Raw genomic sequence first — 25,525 nt, 5'->3', positions numbered from 1 at the left:
CAATGCCTCCTTTTTTCGTATTAGCTAGAGCCTGAATAACTCAACGCGAAGGTGATTTTCATCTTCGTAAGCGATAACCGATTGGAAATCATCACACTTATCGATCACTGCCGAGAAGGTGTCTTTGTCATCTGTAGCACCGATGAACAAGATTTGGGTCGACTTGGTCATTAAGCCTTCTTCGTCGAAGCTGGCTTTCAAATCTTCATCCACCACGCAGACCAAAACCTTGCCGTAGCGGGCATTGAGGTCAATTTTGTGCGCTTGGGAATACTGCACTTTGGTTTTCAGCTCAGACTCAATGTCGTCAACCAGCCCGACAAAGCGGTATAAATCGGTGGAGCAAGTCTGTGTGAGTTGCTCGACTTCATTACTCAGTGTGGTTTCCAAATCACCTTCAGGGTGACGGCCAACATTAATCCACTGCTTGGCTGTTTTTTTGATTGCCCGGTATCTGTTGGATTTAGCTATACGTTTGAAGTACTTAACTAAAATATTATTTCTTTCAGCTAAGGAAAGGTGCTTGTCCAGTTTCTGAAATTCGAGGAGCAATAAAGCATTGGTACTAACATCTAGCAACTGCTGGGTTTGGTTCATTAACGTACTATCCAAATCTCTACAAGATTATCGGATTCATTATATCGAACTTTGAAAAAAATTTTTTACATTTTCTCTCATTAACTGCAAATGAGAGAAATGGCAGTGGCAGCGTGTTGTGTAAGGTGGGATATAGTGCAGCCTAGCTGAAGGCAAAGAACCTCGAGATAGGCTGGTTATTTCGAGGTTTTTCATGAATGGTGCCCATTGGTAAGGCTCTGGGTGGAACGACTTAGCTTCCTGATTATACCCTCAATAAAACTAGTAATACCCAAGCGCCAGTTCGTTTTGTAGTCTTGAGCGGAATGTTGACTTCAATATCTCGCCAAGCTGGGTATTATTGCTTAAGTCGATGATTGTGAGTGATTCGATCCAGTAGATATCAGCGAGTAGGTGTATATCCTTGGCTAATTCGAATAAACTAGCGATTGATAAATTATTAATATTATCATTCCATGCTGGTGTTATATCTATTGTAATTGATCTTTTAGATTGGATGTTTTTATTGCAAATATCTAAATGCTCATGTGAAGCATCTATTAATATTATTTCACACTCACCTTGGCCTTTATCATCAATCTTGTAAGGTCGGTCATTAATATAAATATTAATGCTGTTATCTTTTTCTAGTGAACCATAAAATGACATTTTTTATTCTCTACTGACTATATGTTATTGAAATAAAGCTAACATCACTTTTACTCTTCTGCCATGAATAAGAGAAATTCAAAATTGTTTTCGATGTTAATGGCATTGCACATATGAATATTTTGTCTAGTGCCCAGAAATGAATTTCTGTTATGCGTAGTAATTTTATACTCACACCTTAATATTGCATTCACTTAAGTTCAGCCCTTTTTTGAAAGCCAATATTAATTCAGACAGAGATGACGATGAAGAATTACCTTTTATATACAGCAGCTTTTCTTACCGGTTTTTCGACAATGAGTTTTGCCAATGAGCCTTCTCGGTTGAGTGGTGAAATCATAGTGACCTCGGGGTATATGTCTACGAATTCAAACTTGAGTACCAATGGCGATGCACGTTTAAAAGACATAACGAGTAAAGGTTCCCATACCAATGATTTTATTGCCGCTCCGTTAGGTAGTATTAGCTACGAACTTGGCGAAGATCGTAATCAACGCGTCTATCTGGGTACTTCAAGGGATGACCTTGCGGTAGGTGATCTGGCATTTGAAATAGGTTACCAATACGATTTTGCCAACGGCACCCAGTTGGACGCAGCCTTTTTGCCAACGGTAGTTTCTGGTGAAGTGTGGGCTAATCCTTATCAAACAGGCAGCAACCGACAAAAAACGGATGTTGAAGGCCATGCGTTCCGTATAAAGCTCAATAACATCAATAACTCTGGTATGTCACTGGATATGGCTTATGCCACTGCGGAAATAGATAATGAGCAAGTCACAGATCAGGCATTGCACCGTGACCATGAGACTTACTATATTAAGGGCTCGCACAATGCGATGCTGAGCGCGCGTTCTGGCTTGGTATCTTCCGTGTCGTATACTCATCACGATGCGAAAGGTAAAGCTGAAACGTTCGATCAATATAAAGCAGAGGTGACGTATTTTACGTCTGTCGATGCACACAGCTTGGCGCTGACGGGCGGCTACGCGTACCGAGACTATGATGGCAACAACCCAATTTTCAACAAAGAGCGCACGGATAACCGTTACAAAGTCTTTTTAGCCTATGAGTATGCCGATTTTGCTGGCTGGGAAAACTGGAGTTTAGTGTCATTGGCAGGGGCAAATTTTAACACCTCAAATATTGACTTTTATGAGAGTGAAGAATATTTGATGACAGTAGGTATGAGCTATCAGTTTTAATCAAAGTGGCTCTGATAACAGGAGCTCTGAAAACATAGATTCTGACAACAGTTCAGGTAACCAGTCACTATCGCTGGTTATCCTGAAATGACTAGTTACTGGGTTATTTGGGGTTGAACTACGCTATCGAAGAAGGTTTGCATGGTTTGGTGCAGATGCTGGTTGAGCGGGTAGCCCCGTTTGGACTGAAGGTAGCTTCCAGAAATACTGAACTCTGTTAAATATGCTGGCATCTTAGGCAAAGGGTAACAGGCCAATTTATCGCTCAGGTTCATGAGGTAACTGCTACTGAACTTGATGGCATCGGAGTTTTCTAGCTTTGTAATAGCAACGGGAATACTGTGTGTTTTGAGTGCAATTTGGGGCGTGAAACCTTTGTTTAAATAGAGTTCATCAAAGGGGTCATGTTTTAAGTTTATCGCATCGGAAACGAGCTTCACTACCGGAAGGTGAGCGATAGACTCCAGTTCGCTGGTTTGACTTAGAACTGGATGGTCTTTCCTTGCAACCAAGCTTACTTTTAGGCTGCTGAGATGGTGAGCATAAAGGTCTTGAGGCAGCGGGTAAGGTGAAAAGTGGATCATATAATCGATTTTACGATCGAGAATGTCTTGCAACGAGCCTTCTTGCCAATAAACGAGCTCGAGGCAAGCATTGGGGAGTGCGTCATTGAGTGCCTGGTATATACCTTGGCCAAACGTTTCAAGAAGGCTTAACTCGAGGGCGATAACAACTTTGCCGCTATATTCGAGTGGGTTAAAGCTCTGGTATGAGTCGAGTACATTGGCAAAAGGAGTCAGCATGTTTTCAGCCGCTTCTGCGAGTCTCTCGGCCAGCTCTGAAGGTTCGACGCCATGGGCTTTGCGGATAAATAACTGGTCGCCAAATGTTTCGCGCAGCTTTGCCAACCCTCGGCTGACACTGGTTTGAGAAATACCGAGCTTTTCTGCGGCAGTCGACGTATTGCGAGTTTCTACCACCACACGCAGTAGTTTTAGGAGATTAAGGTCAAGATCCTCAAGGTTGGTTTTCATCTGCGCTGTCTACTCCATGCCATTTTCCAATATCAATCTGTTACTAACATAGCACATGCTGATTGATTTAAAAGATTAGTATTCAATGTGTTAGTGAATATTAACTTGAGCGGGGCATTAAATCTTCCGCTTAATAATTTAGGTTAAAAATTTATTTAAGGTAGATAAGCTATGCAGACTGTTGTGATTGACGGTTTTGTTTCTTTTACGCTCGCAATTTGCCTGTTGTTTATTGGCAAGTTTGCCACTATGCGTTTTGAGTTGCTAAGAAAATACAGTATTCCTGAGCCGGTTATTGGTGGCTTTTTTTGTGCCATCTTCGTTGCTATTATTTATTACTTCTTTAATACCACAATTGAATTTAAACTTGAGGCAAGGGATACCTTATTACTGTATTTCTTTGCTGGTATTGGATTAAGTGCCAATATTAGAACACTCTTATCTGGTGGTAAGCCGCTTTTGATACTGACACTGCTGGCGGTGGTGTATATCGCTTTGCAGAATATTGTCGGTGTGAGCATCGCGTCCTTATTTGGCTTCGAACCATTATTGGGTTTAATGGCGGGTTCTATTTCCTTGATTGGTGGGGTAGGGACAACCATGGCTTGGTCGCCAACCTTTGCAGAGATGGGCTTAGAAAGCGCCGCTGAAATCGGTATTGCCAGCAATACCCTAGGGCTTATCTCTGCTTGTTTGGTCGGTGGACCAATCGCTAACTACCTGATTAAAAGTTATCGCTTGGAAGCCAATACCGATCACCGACTGGATATCGGTGTTTGCCATAATGAAACCGTCAAGCTGGATCATTTTGGTTACCTTTATGCATGGTTGATGCTCAACTTGAGCCTAATGCTCGGCTACTTTGTCGATATTGCGCTTGCATCGCTCGGCCTTCAGTTACCTATGTTTGTAGCTTGCCTATTGGCGGGGATTATTATTGGTAATTTCAAATCAGTAGTGCTAAAGCAAAAGACCAGCCGCAACGCCCAGCTGGGTCAAACCCTTATCTCTGACATATGCCTAGGGATGTTTTTGACTATGGCATTGATGGGGCTTCAGTTATGGCAATTGCAGAGCTCGTTATTGTTCTTGAGTGTTGTGATATTTTGCCAGGTGGCTCTATCTGTTGGGTTCACCCTATTGGTGGTATTCCGGGCGATGGGTAAGGATTACGAAGCCGCTGTTATCAGCTCCGGCTTTGGCGGGATCACCCTAGGCTCAACGGCTACGGCGATAGTGAATATGACCGCAGTAACCCAACAATATGGTGCGGCGCATAAGGCTTTCGTCATTGTCCCGTTGGTGTGCGGCTTCTTTATTGATATTGCCAATGTGCTGATTATTAATGGCTTCCTAATGATGTTTTAATGTCAAAGACATTTAAATCGTGATGTTGATGCCATGTTCGTTATCTCATTAATTGATTAATCGTAATGCTTTGATAAGGGGCTCTTATCCACAATGTAACCGTAACCAAAAAATCGAGATGTTGATTCAGGTAGTTTTTACTATACGGCTGTAAATACATCTTTATGTAAAGTGCTTGTTACTTAGAATGGTTCTAATAATATAAAAATGAAAAATTTAAATTTCTTAAGTCATATTTAACTCAAGGTTATTTAAATTAGTTATTTCTTCTCCATGTCGTTTTAAATGACCAACGCTGTGTTTGAGCGTTTACTCATTATTTTTAGTGCTACCCGTTTTTAGTCGAGGTAGCCGCTTTTTTCAGTGGAGTTTTATTCGTCATGTGGAAGTTGAAGAATCTTTTCTTAGTCAGCATTTTTGGTGCATTGAGCACCCCGGGTATTGCAGAAGAGCGAGAGGTGCTTGAGGTTTTCGTCTCACCTTACAATGTAACCATTGATTCAGGTGTTTCAAAGCCAATGACAGTGCGCGTTCTTTACAATGATGGCTACGAGATGTATCCACAAGGGGTGACTTGGCACAGCAGCAACCCTGAAGTATCCCCTATTTCAGAAAATGGCGTTGTTTTTGGTGTGAAGAGTGGTTTGACGCTGATCTCTGCAACTTACAAAGGGGTCAATTCGAGTCAGCCTGCAACCGTTAAAGTGGGGGAGGCTGTTATCGATGAAATTACGGTAGAATTCCCTCACCGAAATATGGCTGTTGGTGAATCACAGCAAGCACAGGCACAAGCGACGTACTCTGACGGCTCGCAACAAGATGTCACCAGCGCTGTTCAGTGGCAAGTCGTTACTTCTTCAAAAGAGCTAACTGTTTCGGAAGACGGGTTAGTGACTGCTCATGAAGAAGGCTACGGTTTGCTTATTGCCCGTGCTGACGGTGTTCGTTCACAAGAAATCCGCATCGATGTGAGTGAAGGCCAGTCTGAATTCGAGTGGGTAATGCCTTTCCCTAGTCGTACCACTATGGCCGTCGGCTCTCAGTTTACCCCTTCAATTCGCGGTATGCACAACTCAGGTAGTCTTGTCGATATTAATGAAATTGATGGCTGGGTGATTGATAACTCGAGTATTGTTCGTGCGACACCTGATAATCAGGCTATTACTGCGGTGGGTAAAGGAACCGCTATCGTTTACCCAATCGCTGCGGGCTTGCAGTCTATTGAGCCTGTCACCGTAACTGTAGAATAAATACTATCTAAGCATTATTAAAGGCAGCGGTTAAATAAGCTGCCCTTTTTGCTTCTAAGCTTATGATAGGATTGAGCTAAACGATTTAGCTGAAGTGGCTTTTATGTCTCGTTTTCACTATGTGTGAATCTTCAAGCAGATGTATGGGATTACACCGAGAAACTATCTACGGGATATGCGCATTTCAAAAGCCAAAGCGCTTCTTAGGCAAGGAGAGCCGATAACCCAAACTTGCTTTGAAGTCGGTTATGAAAGCTTAACGACGTTCTCTTCTGTATTAAAAAAGTGTATGGGGTATTCTCCAAGGGAGTTCCAAAAACTGCAAAGGTATACATAAGTAAGTAGAATCGGCTTAACCAGCGTTCCGGTTGAAGATCAAGATAAAGCATTGAATTTATTAATCAATATTTTAGGGTTTATCAAGAAAGCAGAAGTCTCTCTAGGCGAGCACTAGTGGTTAACCGTTGTCTATCCGCAAGAGCAGTCGGGCGTTGAGTTATTGCTAGAGCCCATGGCCTTTGAGCCAGCGAGGCAATACCAAAGCTCATTGAAAGAGGCCGGGATCCCTTGGACATCATTCGCTGTTGATGACATTAATAAAGAATACGAACGGCTGACAAAGCTAGGGGTTCAATTCTCTATCGCTCCCAGAGAGGCGGGGCCTGTCATGATAGCGGTGCTAGACGATACTTGCGGTAACTACATCCAGTTGATGCAAGAGCTGTAAGGCTTTGTTGAATTAACCAGTATGTAATAGAGAAACCAGGTGATACCGAGAGCATCTCCTAGTTTAATTGCATTGTGGTTTAACCTTTAACGCATGGAAAACAGTTCTTGGTGATAGTCAGAAGGTGCCAGCCCATGCTCGACTAAATCTTTGCGCAGTGCGATACCAAATTCTGAAGGACCACAAAACCAAAAGCTGGCGCTTTGCCAGTCCGGAACAACCCCGCGGATTTGTTCTGGTGTTAAACGTCCATCTCTCGGAGTAACGGTAATATGTAATCTGATTTTGGCTTTATCAGCCGTTTCTTTGAGTTTATTAATGGCCGCTTTATCATAATCTGCTGTGACATGGAAGAAATCCACTTCACGGTTGCCACGTTCATTCGACAAGTGCTGCATTTTTGCGATGAAAGGTGTCACACCAATGCCAGCCCCAATCCAGATTTGTCGTGTTTTCTTTTCTTCAAAATCGAAACAACCGTAAGGTCCTTCAACAGCAACCGGCATACCCACTTTAAGCCATTGGCTCAGTTGCCCTGTCCAGTCGCCAAGCTCTTTGACCACAAAGGTGACTTTGGACTCCTCTTCACTCCAAGCTGATGCGATTGTATATGGGTGAGCACCTTCGGATTTTTTGGATCTGACAAAGGCAAATTGTCCGGGTCGGTGTCCAGACCAGCCCGAGTCGAGCTTAATTGTACTGGCAATCACTCGAACGCCAGGGTAGGAAGTCAGTGAAACGATTTCCCCTTGGATCTTACGGCTGCGGCCAATTTGTCCTGTTAGTACCACCGAGGCAGATGTTGATCCGGCTAGCAGCAATATCATCATCAGCCAACCGACGGGCTGAGACCAATAATCATACTTAACCAATACGACCGAATGATATGCTAAAAGCAAATAGACAATAGCCAGCCATTGATGGGTTTTTATGAATAGGTGGTAAGGAAATGATTTTATCAGTGCCAAAATAATCAAGATCACCGCGAGATAAAATGCCCATTCACCAATTGATTCAGCCAAACTGCGTTGGTCGAGTAACCATTGCTGGAATGCTGTCATTATTTCGGCGTTTGGTCCCTGTTTTTCTGGTCGGTTTAACCATCCCCAGCCAACCATCCATTTGGTGCCCTGAGCCCACCACCAGTGAAGAATTGAAAATACCAGCCCGGTAATACCTAACCATTTATGGAGACGATACACCTTATCTAGCCCATTCAGTGGACGTTCTAACCATTTCACCCTGATTGCGAGCAACATTGATAAACTCATTGCTGCAATACCAATAATGCCAGAATACTGAAGGAAAACAGAGCGAAAGCTAAAGTAAGTGAAAGGTGAAGGGGTAAATGTATCGGCCAATATCCATAAAGCCGTCAGTAAAAGCAGACTAGTTACGAACAATATCTTTATATTCTTCATCGGTGATAACCTTCTACTGAGTTTAACGAGCCCCTTTAAGACTAAACACCATGGATGAACAATTGGCAAATCGAGCCCTTATCAAGCTGGATCGAACTTAGTGGGCATTAAAAGTCCCATTGAATATAGAGGCTATTGTAATCACTCCCCCCTTTGATCCTGCCGAAAGCCGAAGTCTGGGTAAAGATCCCCGAACGGTGATGCAAGCTGTAGCCGAGCCACATGTTCGATAGCGATTTGTTGTTGAGCATGTCCCCCATGTTGACATCAAAAGAAAAGTCCAAGTAGTTCATCAGCTTGCTGGGCTTGTAGCCTTTCTCCCCGAGCCGCTCCTTCTCGATATGGCTTATTTGGGTACTGTAGGATATCCCCTCAGCAAAGCCGAAGCGCCAGGTCGTTGGCCAATTAAAGGTATAGTAAGCCTTTATGGCCATGACATATTCGCCAAAACTACCTTGTACGTCTGACTTGTGGTGTTGGACAAAACCCGGGGTGAGGTAGAAGTACAGTGGCCAGCCAAACACAGTGTCAGCGATTGGGTGACCATAAAACACCGAGGTCATAGTATTCCGGTACGGGTCGGTATTATTGTCGAGCATCAATAGGTCAGACACGCCGGAGGTCGTCGCGACACCACTGGCAATTCGCAGGTATGAATTGGTCGGGAGCTGTGAGTGCGTCCTTTGCCCTGGGGTATTGAATAATGCCAAGCCCAAGTAGGTCTCCCATTGTGCCCTAGAGTCAACGATGTCACTTTGATAAGTTTTGTTATCGAGCAAGGTGGCACTGGTTTGGCCGACCGCATAGAGATTTTCATAGAGCTGGTAGCGGCCTTTGACACCGGCGCTGTAGCTAAACCCGTAACCAATTTCCTCGGTATTTAAGGCGTAGTAGGTATTATTGAACCTCGAGGATTTCCCCGTTGCGGTGACATAAGGGCTGATACGCCAAGCTGGGTGGTCAATGGTGTATTCACCGGTCAGGTTAGAATAGACCCGACCATCTTTATCGCTAAGTAACTCTGCGCTGATATCAAGCTGTGGCGAATAGTGCCAGGTGAGATTGCCTCCAAGATCAAACTGGGTGCCTTGTACTTCATTCTGGTAGCGCTTTGGGATATCAAAAAAACGGATCCTGCCGAGGGCACCGACAGAGACATTATCGCTTTGGTAAAAATGATACCCACCTGAGGCGCCATCGAGGTAGAAGTGGTCGCCTTGGTAAAATAGCAGCGGCATGACATCGTGCACCACATTGTCGCTGGTATCAAAAATGATGTTCGTGCTGCGCATGCCAATCCCGACACCCCAGCTTTCCTTTTCTGAGTGAGGATAAGTATCGGCAACGGCATTGCTAACGGCAATAGAGGTGGCTAAAAGAGGTAATAAATAGTGATATTTCATTATTGGCACTCGTATAAGTGAACCGAGTGCTAATTGGAATTAACACTCATTATTTATTTTGTGGGGACATATCCATTGCCTTTTTAACCCCTGATTCAAGGTGTTTTATATTTTTGGGGTTACTTTGCTTAGTATTTTATAGAGAGGGTGAATTAAGTGAATGACTATCAGATATTCACTTTATAACGATTATATTTATCGAGTTGAAGTTTACCTTCGATAAATAAAAAAGCCTGAGCAGTGCCCAGGCTTATTATTTAGTTCCTTTTCAGAGCGCTTATTCTGCTGTCATTGGCTTAATCTTGAAGAACAGTGCATAGTTCAACGGAATAACGACCAAGGTCAGCACTGTCGCAAATAGCAGGCCAAACATGATGGTCACCGCCATACTCTTGAAGAACGGGTCAATTAGCAATGGCGCAACACCAAGAATGGTGGTGGTCGCACCCAAGATCACCGGCCTGGCTCGGCTCATCGCTGCATCAATGATGGCATAGTATGGCGCTTTACCCGATCGTACCTCGTTGTCTGCCTGATCAACCAGTACTATCGCATTTTTCACCATCATCCCGATCAAGCTCAGGAAGCCCAATGTCGCCATGAATTCAAACGGCGTCTGGAAGATGATCAAGCCAACGGCGACACCAACAACCGCAAGTGGGACTGTCAACCAGATAACCAGCGCTTGGCGGATACCATTGAACATGAATACCACTGCCAACACCATCGCTGTGAAACCGTAAGGTGCTGATAGCATTAGGCCTTCATCTGCCTCTTTGGCATCTTTGTATTCACCGTGCCACTCAAGCTGGTAGCCAACAGGCAATGGCATGTTTTCAATCTCCGCCTTGATTGACTCGAAGGCTGTTGACGTCAGTACTCCCGGGGCAGGATCAGCCTGCGCCATAATGGTTGGAATACGGTCTACGCGCCTTAGCATTGCATCTTGCCATACCAAATCGTTGGATTCGATCAGCTGGTTTAATTGGATGAAGCTACCCGCTTTTGAGCTAAACACCTGAGTGTTTTCAATCGCATGCTCATGGTTACGCTCATCCTGTGGCGCACGTACAACAATGGGTACTAAGTCGTTGCCTTCGCGGTAAACACCGACCTGCCTGCCCGACAAGGTTTGTTCGATTGCGCTGTTTAGCTCTTGGGTCGTCAAGCCGAACTGCTGCGTTTTTTCTGCCGAAAATACTGGGCTTAGCACTGGCACCTGCTGTCGCCAGTCATCTTGAACAGCAATCAGGTTCGGGTTGTCATTCATTAAGGTTTTTGCCTGCTCTGCTAGCTGGCGAAGCACCTCACTGTCTGGGCCTTTGAATGCCGCTTCAATTTTCTTACCGCCACCTGGCCCTAACATGAACTTCCACACATTGATCGAAGCATCTTGGTAGCGCTCGCCCAGTTCAACCTGTAGCTCGGCTACCAGCGCTTCGATAATGTTGTGGTCATCGACATCAACCAATAGTTGGCCATAACTCGGGTTCTGAGGCTCGGCTGAGTACGTTAGCATAAAGCGCAGTCCGCCAGAGCCGATAAAGCTGATGGTATTGGTGACACCGTCTTTGGCACTTACGTCTTTTTCAATGTCTAGCATGATGCTTTCAGTGCGCGAGATATCTGAGCCTTGCGGCAGAAACACATCAATCGCAAATTGTGCCCGCTGTGACTCTGGCATAAAGCCTGGAGGCACATAGCCGAATGCTTTGACACCCATAACGAAAACTGCAATGACCACCATGATGCTGGTTTTTTGGTTGTTGAGTACTTTAACTAATACCTTGTGGTAAAGCTTGCTGACTCGCCCTGGCTTGGCATTAGCCTTTTTCGCATTGATTTTAATAAAGTCATGGCACAGTAACGGGGTAACGGTAATCGCTAATACCCAGCTCAAGAACATCGAGTAGAGGATCACCCAGAACAGTGAGCCAGCATATTCTCCCATGTTTGATGGTGACAAGCCGATAGCACTGAAGGCACAGATCCCGACGATTGTGCCACCCAGCAGCGGCCACTTGGTCTCATCGACGATTTCAGCAGAAATTTCTTCGCGATTCGCTTGCGGGTTTTTCTGTAACCGGGTCAGAATTCCGTCAGTCACGACGATGGCGTTATCAACCAACATCCCCAAGGCAATGATCAGAGCACCCAGCGAGATACGCTGCATGGCAATGTTATCTATAAGCATGACTATCAAGGTGCCAGCCACAGTTAACACTAGGACGAAGCCGATGATGATACCGGTGCGCACACCCATAAAGAGCAGCAAGACCACAAAAACAATGACAACCGCGGCAATCAAGTTATTGATGAAATCAGCGACTGACGCTTTTACCGATTCAGACTGAATCGACACATCGTGCAATTCAATACCCACAGGCCGCTGGCTTTCAAGCTCGGCAATACGGGCAGTGACCGCATCACCCATCTCGACCACATTACCGCCAGCAACATTCGAGATCCCAAGGCCAATCGCACGCATACCGTTGTAGCGCATCAGTACGGATGTCGGCTCCTGGTAGCCTCGGGTAACCGTTGCGATATCACCAAGGCGCATAATGGTGTTGTTTTCACCGATACCGATCTGCAGGTTTTTTAGGTCATCAAAAGTGCGCACGCTTGAGGTCGGCACCACGGCAACACGCATGGACTCGGTTTCCAGTGTACCTGCCACGGTGACCATATTTTGTTTTTGCAGTACTTGGTAGACTTGCTCAGCAGAGAGGCCAAACTGCTCCAGGCGAGCACTGGCAATCTCGACAAAAATTGCTTCCTGCTTTTCTGCCATGGTGGTGGTCTTTGAAACCCCTGGTACCAGTACCAGTTCTCGCCTTAGCTCATCAACATAGTCCTGCAGTTGCTTGTCAGTGTAGCCTTCACCGGTTACCGCATAGAACTGGGCAAAAACATCGGCAAAGTCGTCGTTGACGATGGATGGTCCTGCTCCCGGCGGCAGCATACGCTGGGCATCATTAATTTTCCTGCGCAGTTTATCCCAAACCTGCTGCAGCTCGGCATCGGTGTTAGAAAAGCTGCGTTTAATCTCAACAGTGACCTCGGACATACCTTGCTTTGAGACCGATGTGACTTCATCCAATTCCTGTAATGACTGTACCGCTCCCTCGATAACATCAGTGACCTCATCTGCGACTTCTTGTGCAGTGGCACCTGCATATGGCGTCACGATGACGGCTTGGCGGATCACAAACTCTGGGTCTTCAAAGCGGCCAAGCTTGAGGTAGCTGAGGTAGCCCCCGATCAAGGTCAGGGCTATCAAGACCCAAACACTGGTGCGTTTGGCTAATGTGTAGCGAGCGATATTCATTATTTAGCCTCCATCAGAGTGGGTCTTACCGTCATGTTTTCAGAGAGATTTGCAGTGCCTGCCACTACGATTTGCTCGCCAACGTCTAAGTTGGCTGTGACTTCTACTCGGCTTCCTTTCAGCGTACCTGTTGTAATGAAGCGCTTTTCTAGCTGGTTACTACTGTTTACTAACCATAAGTATTGCTGGCCTTGGTTATCGGGGATCACTGCCGACAATGGCACCGACATAGAAGACGATACGGTTTGATTGTCTTCACCCGGGATAACCCGAACAGTCATGCCCGGCAAAACTGTTGTGTTGTTGAGGTCAACAAAACCCATTGTCACCTCGTAGGTTTGGGTAACTGGATCAGGCTTGGTTGAGTAGGTTCTCAACGCCAGTTCAAACTGCTTGCCCGATAAGGCTGGAATTTGTGCCATCACTGTTGGCTGTTGTTGCTCTTCTTTAAGCATCAGCCTTTCTGGGACATCGATAACTACCTCCATATCGGAGAGGTTATGGAGAGACAAAACCGCTTCATTGGCCTGAACCAGCACATGGGTGTTGCGGTGTTTGCGGCTGATCATGCCGTCGAACGGTGCTAGCAGGCGGGTTTCTTCCAACCGGCGCTTGGCCTCATCCAAGCGGTGGTTGGCTAAACGGAAACGAACTTCTATTTCTTCCAGTTGGCTCTTTGAGATGGCTTGGCTAGATTCAAAGATGGACTTGGCACGCTGGTATTCGGTTTGGGTGTTACGCATTTCAACGCGAGCTGAGTTTAGGTTGGTTTCAGCGTCTTTGGGGTCCAGTTTAGCCAGCAGATCGCCTTTCTTCACTTCATCGCCCTCCTTAACCAATATCTCGACCAAGCGGCCTGATGAGCGAAAAGAAAGATCGGCACGCTGTGCAGCTTGAACAGTACCGCTTAGGCTCAATGCTGAGTTATTGGAAAAGGTGACAATTTCCGTCATAGCCGGACGGACAACAACAGCTTTTATTTCTGATTCTGGCTCTGCGTTACAACCTGTTAAAATGACGACGGATAGCGTTAGGCTAATCGCGACTTTCAATAATTTGTAATTGGGCAAGGTTGGAAGTGTTAACTTCATTGCTGCTGTCTCCGAAATAAACTGTATTTGTATTGTGTGTTTTTTGCTTTAAGCCGTTGCGTCTGAAATACGACTGTTTTGATGGGGCTAATGGTAAAGAGTGGCCTGTGATTACACTACGTTTAAGAGATATTCATTTTTGGCAGAGCATGCTTTTGATATGTAAATTCTTTATAAACAATGGGTTGTTGGTTTTCGTATTGGCTTAATAACTGTGGTGGTTTAATAACTGAGGTGGTTGGGTGTTTATGTGCGGTGGCAGTCCTTGCCGTTCTTGCAGGTATTGAGTTTGGCTTTGAGGTTGGCGTTGATAGTGTGGGTTGAGAAAGGCTAGAAAGAAATGAGGAAATTTAATAGGTAGCTACTTAGGTCGACTCGGAAAATGGTAATAATAAGCAAGGCCCAGAAAAGAGACTCAAAGATTAAATGCAACTTGACCATGTCGATACTCCTTCATTATCCCCAATAATATTGGGGCGAAATTATGAACCTGAGATATTAAACCCATATTGCGGTTTTATTTTTCATTGAGGTTATTTGGGGTGTTGGCTGTTTAAGGAGGAGTGTATGGAAAATAAAGCTGATTCACCATGGTTAAGAGAAATTCATATTTGGGTATTGCTTGTTGTAGGCCTGGCTAGTGCTCAGATCAACCGATGGCTACGCAGCGTTAAATCAAGTGCTGGCAGCCATCTGAGTTTAGGTAACTTGGGAATTGAGGCTTAATCCTCGTTGATATCTTGAATATTGATGACAAGCTGTTCCCAGTTTCTCTGGTTTTCTAAATCGAACTGAGCACCTTGTTCATCAGCCCATGTAAACCGGGTAATTGCAGAGGTTTTGCTGGTGGCTTGGTATAGCCAATAGGCTTCGGCTTTAAGAGCATCATCGATTGGCCTGTCGATAGACTCATAGACTGTCTGCTTGCAGGCGTTGATGGATTCGGCTGGGAACTTGGCGATGCGTTTGGCGAGTGTTTCGACATACTCACCGATTTCATCGGGTTCAAGCGCCTTGTTGATGGTGCCATAGGCTTCGGCTTCATCGGCATCAAAATCTCGGGCACTGAGGATGATCTCCAGTGCTCGACCTAATCCTGCCTGGCGTGCCATACGCGAAGCGCCGCCACCGCAAGGTAAGATCCCCATTGCCACTTCCATCTGCATGAAGTTGTATTTTCCGCGTGCTGCAAAGCGCATGTCACAGGCAAGAGCAAACTCATGACCGCCACCACGGGCGTAGCCTTCAAGTTTGGCGATGGTTGCTTGTGGCAGTTTGCTGATGCGTTCTAAAACAGCTTGCAGATCGAGGAGTTTGGCTTCGTTACGGGCGACAGCGTCTTTGGACATATCGCGCAGCAGGTTGGTATCGTAATGGCATACCCAGATTTCCGGGTGGGCAGATTGGAACACGACGACTTTAACTTCGCGGTCACGCTCAAGCCGCAATGCCAAGCTGTTGAGATCGGCGAGCATTTCTTGCCCCTGTACATTGACTGGGGGATAGTCAATGGTCACCCAAGCGATACCTTCCTCGACCTTTACCGTAAACGTCGTGAAATTCTTATATTCCATCTTGTTACTCCTCATCTTTGTATCCATTGTTGAAGCAGTAAGTATATGAATTGAATGAATATCAGAATTGTGCAGCCAATTTTGTTGAAGAAGTGTTCTGCACACCTTAAAAACTAGGAGAGGAGAGACTGTCGGTAAATTAGAGATAATGGAAAAGAGAATATGGATTTTCCATATAATCGCTAAGGGTTGAACAGAGCAAAAGCAAGGTAAATACCGTGTCGCATCAATAAATGGCGGCCTGCCATACCGTACACTACCCTTCTTTCATTTTTGTATTGCCTTAACCCTGAAAATTGATGAGCCAAAACGATATCTTGCAAAAAATTGCCAGCTTTACGTCGATTGAGCAGGCGCTCGAGTATTTCGAAATCGACTTTGACAGTAAATTTATCAATGAATACCGAACCCAATTGGTTAAGCGCTTTAACGGTTATGTATTGATTTCCAAACCGGATGATTGGTTCTCTGCCCGCCGGGCACTGAAAAATGCCTATTGCAAAGTGCAGCGTGGCCGGTTGGATCCGCACACTCGCTCTGCCTGCCGAGGCTGTACCTCGTGTCAGAGACGGTAGCCTTAATCTGTCAAGGTATGAAAAAGCCGAACCAGCAGGGGAGTGCTAATCCGGCAATAGGTCACCTTTCTTAAGATGACGAGTTACGTTGTATTTATTCGATAGGGACAACGAGGATATCAACTGGCGATTTGTTGATCAGGTGCTTGGAGTAGGAAATAATTTTACTCCAAAAATCATGGTGATGACCGCAGATGATCAGATCCACACCACTTTCCGGGATAATATCTTGTAACTTACTGCTCAAGTCACCGGTACCAATCAAGAAGTGCTTGATGGGATAATCGGTATTAGTTTCAAAGACCCTGAGTTGTTCCATTTTAGGTTCACCCAAAGGCGTTTCGTTTGGGGATTGCTTTATATCAATCAGCTCGGGATAGATCTCCCCATGCGTGCCGTCAATATGGACAAAAGAGACCTCTGCATTGAGTAGCTTGGCTAGAAAAACAGCCCTATCAATTAGCACATTGGTTTCTTCTGATAGTTCAAGTGCAACTAAAATATGTTTGTATTTCATCACCACGCCCTCCTGCTTGATATAATCCCAGCATAGTTCGAGACGGGGAAAAATAGTGTCGAAGATGTCTCAGAATGGCTAAAAAGCATATAATTTATTGATATGTAATACAATAATGCTGCACTATCATAGACAGTCAGTATTGTGTAAAAACGGCGATATAACCGACTTAGCTCTCTTCCTAAAAACTAGGTTCTCTTTCTAAAACCTAGTTCTCTTTATCAAACTAAGCTCTCTCTAAAACATAGCTACCTTTCCCAAATAGGCGGATCGCCTATTTTTTCTAGAATATAGTCAATAAAGACCCGCACTTTTGCAGGCAGCACATTCGATTTTGGATAAACCAACCAAATAGCCGATTGGTCAGTAATTTCATAGTCGGGCAAGACATGGACCAAGGCACCGCTTTTCAATTCTTGGTGAATACTCCAGTAAGCGTTCATGGATATTCCCACCCCAGCCATGGTGGCGACCCGCATGGTCGAGCCGTCATCGCATATCACCCGGCTTTTGGCATGTTTGGGGGGGAATGAACAAGAAGGCTGCTCGGTAATGGTCGGTGGTTTCTGAAAGGTTAGCTCTCTGGCACTGTCACGCATGAAAACCAGCAGTTGATGATCCGCAAGTTCTTCAGGAGTCTGAGGGTTGCCAAATTGGGTGAGGTAGTCCGGTGAAGCGCACAGTATCCGCCTGTCGTCAGCCAACTTTCGAGCCTTGAGGTTGCTGTCTTCGATAGCGTAGTTGCGAAGGGCGAGATCGAACCCTCCTTCGATTAGGTTCACCTTGGTATCTGACATTCTCAGTTCGAGATTTATTTTGGGATAACGTGCTAAAAATTCGGGCAGTATGGGGGCGACATAGAGTTGGCTGAAGGTACTGGTGGCAGCAAAGCGCAATGTACCAGATATCTCCTTGCTGCTGTTGCTCAAAATGGCTCGGGCAGCATCTTCCTGAGCGATGATTTCCCGAGCAAAAGGCAGAAACTTCGTCCCTTCTGCTGAAAGGGCGACTTTGCGGGTAGAGCGGTGCAACAGATCGGCTCCTATTTGATGTTCGAGTTTGGCTAACTTTGCCGATGCGACAGCCGGGGCTAATCCTAGCTGGCGACCAGCAGCACTGATATTGAGCATATCGGCCGCGAGGACAAATAGCCGAATACCTTCAATATCCATATATCCTCGCTAAGTTAATAGATGACAAATCGTCACAACTGAAAGGGAGCGTTATCTTTTACTTTCAACAGTGTAGGCGACCGTGTTGAAGTTAGTGATATCAATTCTAAAACCCAGGGGGGATAGGTGTTAACGCTCGGCAAGCCAATGGGAAGGCGACATGCCTGTTACCTTGCGAAAAGCGCGGGCAAACCCTGAACGGTTACTATAGCCCACTGCATCAGCCACATAGGCCAGTGCTTTGCCTTTTTTGAGCAGGCTCTGTGCCAATTCTATCCGCCATCGCATTTGGTAGTCCCCTGGCGTGGTGCCCACTACGGACTTAAAGGACTCCATGAAAACTGTACGTGACATCGCAGCCTCACTAGCAAGCTGTTCCATTGAGTATGTCTTGTCAGGCTCGTTGTGGAGCATTTCAAGCACTCGGGCCAGTTTGGGGTGGGATAAGCCAGCGAGCATACCTTCATCAAGGGTGCGCTGCTCGATACTTTGACGTATTAGCAATACCAGCAAGATCTCACACAACCTATCGATAATGAGCTTTTTACCAGGGTTCTGGGAAAAGGCTTCAGCAAAAAGCTGTTCGACAATCGCTGATAGGGGGCTGGTTTGATCCAGTGGGACTGCCATTAATGGTGGCAGGGCGGTGGTAAAGAGGTTATCTGTTCCTGCGCCGTAATCTACGGTGGCACACACGAGCTCAGTGCTGCTAGCCATGTCGGGACTGACTTCATCTTGGGAGACAGCAGGAATATTCTGCGGATGAAGAGAGTGTGCAGAAGGTCGAGGAATAAAGATCAGGCTGGGTTTATCGAACTGGTGATGGGTATTGCAGTTGTCGATTACTGTTAGCCCTCCACGTTTTAATAGGTGGAGGTGGCCAGAAGAGATAGCAGGATCATCAAAGTGGGAAATACCGCAGAGGGTGCCGGTGTAGAACACCCCGGCTTTTACCGAGAAGTGCTGCATCAGCTGGGAGAGGTGATCTTGATCCATGGCCATAGTATTCCTTATGCTTCGTTAAGCTCATTCACCAGTTTCGTGCTATTCAATATTGCTTCGTGCTATTTCGTACTATCGGTATCAAGTATAGGACTGATGTATCCCTATAGGTCGCAGGAGCCGGCTAAATTTACTCTACGTCATTAAGTTAAACGGAGAGTCATCATGGCTACTTTCACTGCAACAATACGAAATCTATCCGCTGTTTCACTGCTTGGTTTGTCGATGACGGTGTTGGCGGCCGATATTGATATCAATGCCGATGAGAAAGATCTGGCAATCAAAGGCTACGATCCTGTTGCTTACTTTACCGACCAGCAAGCAAAACTCGGCATTAGTGCCTATAGTGCCACTTACAAAGGGGCGACTTATCACTTTGCGAGTAAAGAAAACAAGGAGCGCTTCGAGGCTAACCCTACCGAGTATGTGCCTCAGTATGGCGGCTATTGTGCTTTCGGTGTGGCAATGAACAAGAAGTTTGATACCGACCCTGAAGCCTGGAAAGTGGTGGATAACAAGCTGTATCTCAATCTGGATAAATCGGTGCAGAAACGCTGGCTGGAAGATACCGCAGGATACATTGCCAGTGCCGATAGCAACTGGACCAATATCAAACTGATTGAGGCAGATAAGTTATAGCTGACTGATAGGTAGGTTTTGCTTTTCAGTAATTTCCTCCTTAATTATTACGCTTGTCACAGCTTCACTAGCAGGAGTTTGGGTATGCTGAGTATTGTCTATAATCAAGTGAAGTTATAGGCAATACTTACCCCTGTTTATTTGTGAAGGAAAGCAAATATGACCTGCCAATCTGCTGTGGTGACGCCTGACATCACCTTAATGATGTCGGCATGGTTTAACCAAGACTTCCGCCTCTCTAACGACTTCCCTGTGTAGTCTCTTTGCTCGGGCTTACCGGGCCATTTATTCCATATTAACCGATGACATCAGTGTGGCTTTCACACCGTTGAGTTATTTGTATTTCGCCGCTGGCAGACGACTGTGAGTGGCACTATTGGAGTTAAGAGATGAAAAGGATCCCAGAACCATTCCGTATCAAGATGGTAGAGCGTATTCGGATGACGGATGAAGAAGACCGTCGCCAGGCCTTAATCGAAGCGGGCTACAACCCATTCATGTTACGCAGCGAAGATGTCTATATCGACCTGCTGACTGACTCGGGCACCGGGGCGATGAGTGACAACCAGTGGGCTGGCTTGATGATGGGGGATGAGGCGTACGCAGGCAGCCGCAACTACTACAATCTCTGCCAGGCAGTTGAACATTTCTTCCGCTACAAGCTAACTGTGCCTGCCCATCAGGGGCGGGGAGCTGAGCAAATTCTGTTTCCATGCTTGGTAGAGCGGATGCGCAGTGTCAGGGGAGGGAATGAAGCGATATTCCTTTCCAACTTCCACTTTGATACCACCGCCGGCCATATTGAAATGAGCGGTGGCAAGGCCATCAACCTGCTGACCGAAAGTGCTTTCCATACCTCTACCTACGATGACTGGAAAGGTAACTTTGACCTCGAGAAGCTCGAAGCGGCGATTGATAAATACGGCTCGACAAACATTGCTGCCATCATTACCACAGTGACCTGCAATAGCTCGGGGGGGCAGCCGGTCGCGATGGAAAACATGCGGGCAGTGTATGAACTGGCGCAGAAGAATGATATTCCAGTGGTGATTGATTCTGCCCGGTATTGTGAAAATGCGTACTTTATTAAGCAGCGCGAAGCGGGTTATGCCGATAAATCGATTCTGGAGATCATCCGCGAAATGTACCAGTACGGCGATATCCTGACGATGTCGGCGAAAAAAGACCCCATGGTTAATATCGGGGGGCTTTGCTGTATTAAAGATCATCAGGACTTGTTCCAAGCCGTAAGAACCCGTTGTGTACCGATGGAAGGTTTTGTCACCTATGGCGGTATGGCGGGTCGGGATATGGAAGCCTTGGCTCGCGGGCTCTATGAAGCGGCGGATGAAGACTTCCTGCACTACCGTATTAGCCAGGTGAAATACTTGGGTGAGCGACTGCGCGAGGGCGGGGTACCGATCCAATACCCTACCGGCGGGCATGCCGTGTTTGTCGATGCCAAGAAAATGCTGCCCCATATCCCTCCTCACCAGTTTCCGGCCCATGCCCTGTGCAATGAGCTTTATTTGGAATCTGGCGTGCGGGCAGTGGAGATTGGTTCGTTGCTGATGGGGCGGGATCCGCAAACCGGCAAGCAGAAAGATACCGCGCTGGAACTGATGAGGCTGACCATCCCCCGTCGGGTTTATACCAATGATCATATGGACTATGTGGCTGATGCCTTGATCGCAGTAAACCAACGGGCAAGTGAAATACGTGGCTTAGAGTTCGAATACGAGCCACCGGTTCTGCGCCACTTTACCGCCAAGCTGAAGCCGGTGTCGGACTAACATTTGCAGTGATTAAAGCGCCATATCGGTGAGATAACCACCGTGAGCCATCGGCTTACGGTGGTTTTGACGTATCTCTAACCTAGCGATGACGCTGCGCCCACAATCCGAGCATTAAAATAAAGACCAAGTTTTATGAGAATGCTCATTAAGGATATCAAAATGAAAAAGACCTTACTTGCACTGGTTGTGGCTGGCTTCGTACTGGCGGGATGTGATCAAAAAGCCACACCGGAATCCCCATCTCAAACAGAGACTGAAGCTGCTGTGGTTGTTGAAAACCCAACCCAAGCTGGTGGCGCATCAACAACAGAGACACCGGTGACTTTGCCAGAGGTTGAACAAACAGAAGCGGTTCCAGCGCAGTTGCCTGAAGTGGCACAGCCAGTAGCCGACTCGGCCCACAGCGCACGCAATGCACTTGACTGGAATGGTACTTATACCGGTATCCTGCCTTGTGCTGATTGCGAAGGGATCAAAACCGAGCTAGTGGTAAAAAAGGATGGCACGTTTATCCTGACCGAGGTGTACTTGGGCAAGGAAGACAATACCTTTGAATACGAAGGCTCGTTTAACTGGAATACCGCAGGTAATACCATTGCCTTGCCGGGTGCTGGTGATGATGCGGTGCAGTATTTTGTTGGCGAAAACCAATTATTCCGCCTCGACAAAGAAGGCAATCGCGTAGAGGGTGAGTTGGCAAGCCATTACGTGTTGCGCAAGCAGTAACTGATAATAAAAGTGCTACAAAGCCCTGCAATGCAGGGCTTTGTACTTATTAAAACAATATACTTATATTAATTGGCTAAAGAACCATCCCAACGAATATTGTATTTGACCGCTTCTTGATAAGCATTGTCTGAACTGCCAATGACGCTATATACGGTATTTGGCATCATTATAAAATTGTGAGGGATTTCGACGAAAGCATTGCCCTGACCATCGACTTCACAGTGCTGGTTAACTCCCCACCAGTAACTAGCATTATCACCATAACTTACCCAAAAGTTTTCAAAGTAATCATTAACCAGCTCACAAGTGATATCATCACCATCAGTTGCTTTGTAAAAGGCGATATTCGCATTAGACTTTGTCAAACTGATACTGATTTGTCCTAGTTGAGAGACACTTTCTTGCTCTGTCGGTAAGTAGAAACCAAAGCTATTTTCGGTTTGACCATTGGAACTAGACTTCGCATTTAAGCGCTCTTCAACAGCTCTTTTATCCGTAAAGTAGGTATAGCGTTCACCATAAGCGACAACCGATAGAGCTCCTTGTGAAACATCACTCGCATCACCCATTACTGTGAAGACGGCTGAATCAAGACCTGCCTTAACGACTAAGCGTGAATTATCCTCATCGATGGTGTATGTGCCTTCTTGAACGAAATCTGTATCTGTTGGGCAAGTGATATTATTCGACGGGTTACGCTTATTGAAATAATAATTTCCATCTTCAAATTTAACGGCATCACACCATACAACGGAATGGTCTAAATCTATTTCACCATCAGATGAACCATACTCGGTTAAATAGAACGTCTTGCCGGCAAGTAAGTTAGGATCAAGGGGAGCTGGTTTTGGTTGCGTTGATTGTGGATCCCATACAGCATTGATACGGCGTAACAAAGCCACATCGGTCGACTCTAATACGATATCTACTTTTTCACCAATTTCTTCTCCATGCTGCGCTACGAGAATATGTAACTCACCACCATTAAATTGGCGCATATAACGCTGTTCGTAGTCGGCAGAGGTCGCCGAGTTGTAACTCAATAGTTCTTTGCCATCATCCGAGCTAGAAATTTCCCAAGTACCAGCCCAAACCATTGGTAATACATCATCATAACCTTCTAGTTCACGAGCAGTAAAGGCTCCTGACTTTGTCACCTCGGAAGCATAAATGTTTTGTTCGTTTACCGTAAAGTTTGCGCTGCGTAAGATCACTTTAACATCAGATTCGTTCTCCCAGTCAATACTCTGATAAACCGTCTGATCCATTTCAGGGACAGGGAGCATCGCCGTGAATGGCAAGTTTTCTGTAGAATCTAACCAGAACAAGTCACCTTCAACTTTGAATACAATCTGATAGTCGCCATTATTCTCTGATGTATAGACTGGTGTATACACTTCACCTTCACCTAATAGTGTACCATCAGATTGAATATCGACTGGCCAACAATCGTCGCTGTTTGAGCCTATCACTAGCTTTTTGTTGTCTGGTAACTCTAGCTCTTCGAGTTGTTCTGGAGTGTCAATATCAATGCTTTTCTTCCAGCAAAAATAGTGCTGGTCTTGCTCTTTCAGCAGTGAGGCCCAGCCCATTTCAAGATCGCCTTCATCTTCGCCAATCTCACCCATGCGCCAGTAGCCACCAATAAAGTGCTTATCTTCAAAACGTGGAGTTGGAGCAGGCACGACAGGGTCGACAGGGTCTACGGCCTCTTCTTCAGCTACATTAATGTCAAACTTTGCTAAAACAGGAGCATTCGTACCATCAGCAGCTGTAATTTCTAGAGAAGCATGACCATCTGCCGTTGGTGTACCTGATAGGGTAAGAGTTTCACCATTTATGGTTGTATCTACGCCAGCAATGGTATCTTGCACTGTTAGCGTTAACACATCGTCATCACTAAACAGCTGCTCAAGATTAATATCATCATGAACGGCTACACCAACTTGTAACTCAAGTGCTGTTAGCTCATCCGCTACACGCTGCTGTTGAGTTGGATTTGGGATTGGAGCAGCATTTGGTGCTTCTGCAACATTTAACGTGAAGGTTTGGCTCACTGCTGGGTGAGCGCCATCGTCAGCTGTCACAGTAAATGCAAAGATACCTTCCTGCTCTGGCTTACCAATAATGTGTAGCTCAGCGGTGTCATTATCCGCTTTAATACTCAAGCCATTTTCTGCAACGTCTGTAACATCATAAATTAGTCGATCGTTGTCAGCATCGATAAATAGGCTGTCAATCGATACACGTTCATCTGTGCTTACTGTTGCAGTTAGATTTAGAGCATCAAGATCTGCTTGAAGGGTATTTTGCTCATTCAACACTGGGGCAGTATTTGGTGTCTTCGCTGTGACTTTCAGTACCAATGGGTAGGAGCGAGAAACTTCATCAGATGCATAGATTAATACATCGTAATCACCTGCTTGAGTGGGGTTAACCGTTAAGGTTGAGCTGCCTTTCACAATATCAGCACCAGCTGCTTCTTGTGCGTCAACCGTATAAAATAATTGGTCACCATCAGCATCAACGAAAAGGTTCATTAATTCATAACTGACTGACTCACCTAACTCGAGGGTTTCAGGTTCAATATTGGCATCATCAGCGACTACTGGACGATGGTTGGGCTCAATACGTTCGTAGCCATTTTCGCCTGTAATAACATTGGGTGCATAATCATCGCTAAGCTCTTGATTATTATCAGCAATGATTTCAGATGTTTCTTCCGAGATGTCTGAAATTACCTTTAGTTGGTCTTCAACTTCAAGTACTTCATCGTTATCAACTAATGTTTCACCGATGATGTTGATTGATTTTGCTTTTTCAGCCTCTTGTCCCTCTCCTTCTGCTGCATCAATGTAATCGCCAAAGATGTCGTCAGATGTATAGACAACGTCATCATGGGTATTGAAAGAATCAACAACTGCCTGCTCTGCTTCTTCCTGTGTCATTTCTATTCCATTTGTTTTCGCAAAATCCATTTGCTCAACAACTAGATTAGTCATAGGACTGACTACAACGGGCTCATCCGCAGTCTCTGGCCTAGCAGGTGCTGCAAGGGTAAAGCTATCAGCAACGACACCACGAGTCATATCTATAGTTTTACCGGCTACGGCTTCAATACAGACTTTCTGATTGACAGTTTCATTCGTTAGTTCAAGCTCAAGCTGACCATCCTCATTGGTTTGATTAACATAGCTGTTGCAGTTTTCACCAACAAAAACGTTAGCTTTATGCAAATAACCATCAATTGCTGTGACAGTAATATATGTTGGTGTTGGTGTTGGTATTGATGGGGTATTAGGAGAGCTTGAATCATCGCTCCCACACCCAACTAAAGCCATCGAAATTGCCGCAGCTAGCAAGCTGATTTTTTTCATTATTCGTACGTCCTTCGTATATGCGTTTTTTAGCTCTTGATTTAAATAGATGTAACAAATCAATTAGGCTGG

Annotated in this window: 21 protein-coding genes and 1 pseudogene; 10 read left to right on the top strand and 12 right to left on the bottom strand. The window is 45.6% G+C overall.

What is annotated here, in order from left to right:
• Nucleotides 1–24 precede the first annotated feature (24 nt).
• Complete coding sequence (locus ACXAD4_RS21375; RefSeq protein ID WP_475243962.1) at nt 25–597, bottom strand: DUF2913 family protein; 573 nt, start codon at nt 595–597, stop codon at nt 25–27.
• A 261-nt stretch (nt 598–858) separates the two neighbouring features.
• Nucleotides 859–1,245, bottom strand: coding sequence for a hypothetical protein (locus ACXAD4_RS21370; protein WP_475243961.1), 387 nt, complete (start codon nt 1,243–1,245; stop codon nt 859–861).
• A gap of 245 nt (nt 1,246–1,490) precedes the next feature.
• Between ACXAD4_RS21370 and ACXAD4_RS21365 the strand changes: the two genes are divergently transcribed.
• On the top strand, nt 1,491–2,447 hold the full coding sequence (locus ACXAD4_RS21365; RefSeq protein ID WP_475243960.1) for a DUF2860 domain-containing protein: 957 nt from the start codon (nt 1,491–1,493) through the stop codon (nt 2,445–2,447).
• Between the two features lie 95 nt (nt 2,448–2,542).
• On the opposite strand, the gene ACXAD4_RS21360 is transcribed toward ACXAD4_RS21365, so the two are convergent.
• Nucleotides 2,543–3,481, bottom strand: coding sequence for a LysR family transcriptional regulator (locus tag ACXAD4_RS21360; protein WP_475243959.1), 939 nt, complete (start codon nt 3,479–3,481; stop codon nt 2,543–2,545).
• Nucleotides 3,482–3,652: 171 nt separating this feature from the next.
• Between ACXAD4_RS21360 and gltS the strand changes: the two genes are divergently transcribed.
• The 4 genes and pseudogenes from gltS (at nt 3,653) to ACXAD4_RS21340 (ending at nt 6,826) form a co-directional block, all read left to right on the top strand.
• The gene (gltS, locus tag ACXAD4_RS21355; RefSeq protein ID WP_475243958.1) at nt 3,653–4,849 is read left to right on the top strand and encodes a sodium/glutamate symporter; all 1,197 of its coding nucleotides are present in this window, start codon (nt 3,653–3,655) and stop codon (nt 4,847–4,849) included.
• Nucleotides 4,850–5,229: 380 nt separating this feature from the next.
• The gene (locus ACXAD4_RS21350; RefSeq protein WP_475243957.1) at nt 5,230–6,099 is read left to right on the top strand and encodes an Ig-like domain-containing protein; all 870 of its coding nucleotides are present in this window, start codon (nt 5,230–5,232) and stop codon (nt 6,097–6,099) included.
• Between the two features lie 139 nt (nt 6,100–6,238).
• On the top strand, nt 6,239–6,436 hold the full coding sequence (locus ACXAD4_RS21345; RefSeq protein WP_475243956.1) for a helix-turn-helix domain-containing protein: 198 nt from the start codon (nt 6,239–6,241) through the stop codon (nt 6,434–6,436).
• A gap of 9 nt (nt 6,437–6,445) precedes the next feature.
• Nucleotides 6,446–6,826, top strand: a pseudogene (locus ACXAD4_RS21340) (VOC family protein).
• An 86-nt stretch (nt 6,827–6,912) separates the two neighbouring features.
• Here ACXAD4_RS21340 and ACXAD4_RS21335 read toward each other — a convergent pair.
• From ACXAD4_RS21335 to ACXAD4_RS21320, 4 genes are all read right to left on the bottom strand, one after another.
• Nucleotides 6,913–8,316, bottom strand: coding sequence for a ferredoxin reductase family protein (locus ACXAD4_RS21335; protein WP_475243954.1), 1,404 nt, complete (start codon nt 8,314–8,316; stop codon nt 6,913–6,915).
• Nucleotides 8,317–8,354: 38 nt separating this feature from the next.
• Nucleotides 8,355–9,650, bottom strand: a complete 1,296-nt coding sequence (locus ACXAD4_RS21330; RefSeq protein ID WP_475243952.1) for a MipA/OmpV family protein — start codon at nt 9,648–9,650, stop codon at nt 8,355–8,357.
• Nucleotides 9,651–9,927: 277 nt separating this feature from the next.
• Nucleotides 9,928–12,981, bottom strand: a complete 3,054-nt coding sequence (locus tag ACXAD4_RS21325; RefSeq protein WP_475243951.1) for an efflux RND transporter permease subunit — start codon at nt 12,979–12,981, stop codon at nt 9,928–9,930.
• Nucleotides 12,981–14,072 carry an efflux RND transporter periplasmic adaptor subunit gene (locus ACXAD4_RS21320; RefSeq protein WP_475243950.1) on the bottom strand — a complete coding sequence of 364 codons (1,092 nt, stop codon included), beginning with the start codon at nt 14,070–14,072 and terminating at the stop codon, nt 12,981–12,983. Before ACXAD4_RS21320 ends, ACXAD4_RS21325 begins: the two co-directional genes overlap by 1 nt.
• A 567-nt stretch (nt 14,073–14,639) precedes the next feature.
• Between ACXAD4_RS21320 and ACXAD4_RS21315 the strand changes: the two genes are divergently transcribed.
• A complete protein-coding gene (locus ACXAD4_RS21315; RefSeq protein ID WP_475243949.1) occupies nt 14,640–14,798 on the top strand; it encodes a hypothetical protein in 159 nt (52 codons plus the stop codon).
• Here the strand turns inward: ACXAD4_RS21315 and ACXAD4_RS21310 are convergent.
• Nucleotides 14,795–15,646 carry an enoyl-CoA hydratase/isomerase family protein gene (locus tag ACXAD4_RS21310; protein ID WP_475243948.1) on the bottom strand — a complete coding sequence of 284 codons (852 nt, stop codon included), beginning with the start codon at nt 15,644–15,646 and terminating at the stop codon, nt 14,795–14,797. The genes ACXAD4_RS21315 and ACXAD4_RS21310 overlap by 4 nt on opposite strands.
• A 299-nt stretch (nt 15,647–15,945) precedes the next feature.
• Here ACXAD4_RS21310 and ACXAD4_RS21305 point away from each other — a divergent pair, with 299 nt between their 5' ends.
• Complete coding sequence (locus tag ACXAD4_RS21305) at nt 15,946–16,221, top strand: nitrogenase-stabilizing/protective protein NifW (protein ID WP_475243947.1); 276 nt, start codon at nt 15,946–15,948, stop codon at nt 16,219–16,221.
• Between the two features lie 94 nt (nt 16,222–16,315).
• Here the strand turns inward: ACXAD4_RS21305 and ACXAD4_RS21300 are convergent, their stop codons facing one another.
• The 3 genes from ACXAD4_RS21300 to ACXAD4_RS21290 form a co-directional block, all read right to left on the bottom strand.
• Nucleotides 16,316–16,738: a universal stress protein gene (locus ACXAD4_RS21300; RefSeq protein WP_475243946.1), complete on the bottom strand. Its 423-nt coding sequence runs from the start codon at nt 16,736–16,738 to the stop codon at nt 16,316–16,318.
• A 248-nt stretch (nt 16,739–16,986) separates the two neighbouring features.
• Nucleotides 16,987–17,910: a LysR family transcriptional regulator gene (locus ACXAD4_RS21295; RefSeq protein ID WP_475243945.1), complete on the bottom strand. Its 924-nt coding sequence runs from the start codon at nt 17,908–17,910 to the stop codon at nt 16,987–16,989.
• Between the two features lie 129 nt (nt 17,911–18,039).
• A complete protein-coding gene (locus ACXAD4_RS21290; protein ID WP_475243944.1) occupies nt 18,040–18,906 on the bottom strand; it encodes an AraC family transcriptional regulator in 867 nt (288 codons plus the stop codon).
• Nucleotides 18,907–19,077: 171 nt separating this feature from the next.
• Here ACXAD4_RS21290 and ACXAD4_RS21285 point away from each other — a divergent pair, with 171 nt between their 5' ends.
• The 3 genes from ACXAD4_RS21285 (at nt 19,078) to ACXAD4_RS21275 (ending at nt 22,073) form a co-directional block, all read left to right on the top strand.
• The gene (locus ACXAD4_RS21285) at nt 19,078–19,551 is read left to right on the top strand and encodes a YHS domain-containing (seleno)protein (protein WP_475243942.1); all 474 of its coding nucleotides are present in this window, start codon (nt 19,078–19,080) and stop codon (nt 19,549–19,551) included.
• Between the two features lie 389 nt (nt 19,552–19,940).
• Nucleotides 19,941–21,344, top strand: a complete 1,404-nt coding sequence (locus ACXAD4_RS21280; protein ID WP_475243941.1) for a tryptophanase — start codon at nt 19,941–19,943, stop codon at nt 21,342–21,344.
• Between the two features lie 162 nt (nt 21,345–21,506).
• Nucleotides 21,507–22,073, top strand: coding sequence for a copper resistance protein NlpE (locus ACXAD4_RS21275; RefSeq protein ID WP_475243940.1), 567 nt, complete (start codon nt 21,507–21,509; stop codon nt 22,071–22,073).
• A gap of 68 nt (nt 22,074–22,141) precedes the next feature.
• On the opposite strand, the gene ACXAD4_RS21270 is transcribed toward ACXAD4_RS21275, so the two are convergent.
• Entirely contained in the window at nt 22,142–25,453 is a 3,312-nt protein-coding gene (locus ACXAD4_RS21270; RefSeq protein ID WP_475243938.1) for a hypothetical protein, read from the bottom strand.
• Nucleotides 25,454–25,525: the final 72 nt, after the last annotated feature.

The sequence above is a fragment of the Photobacterium sp. AWH4_225 genome (assembly GCF_056158405.1).
This window is presented reverse-complemented; position numbering and strand designations above follow the sequence as displayed.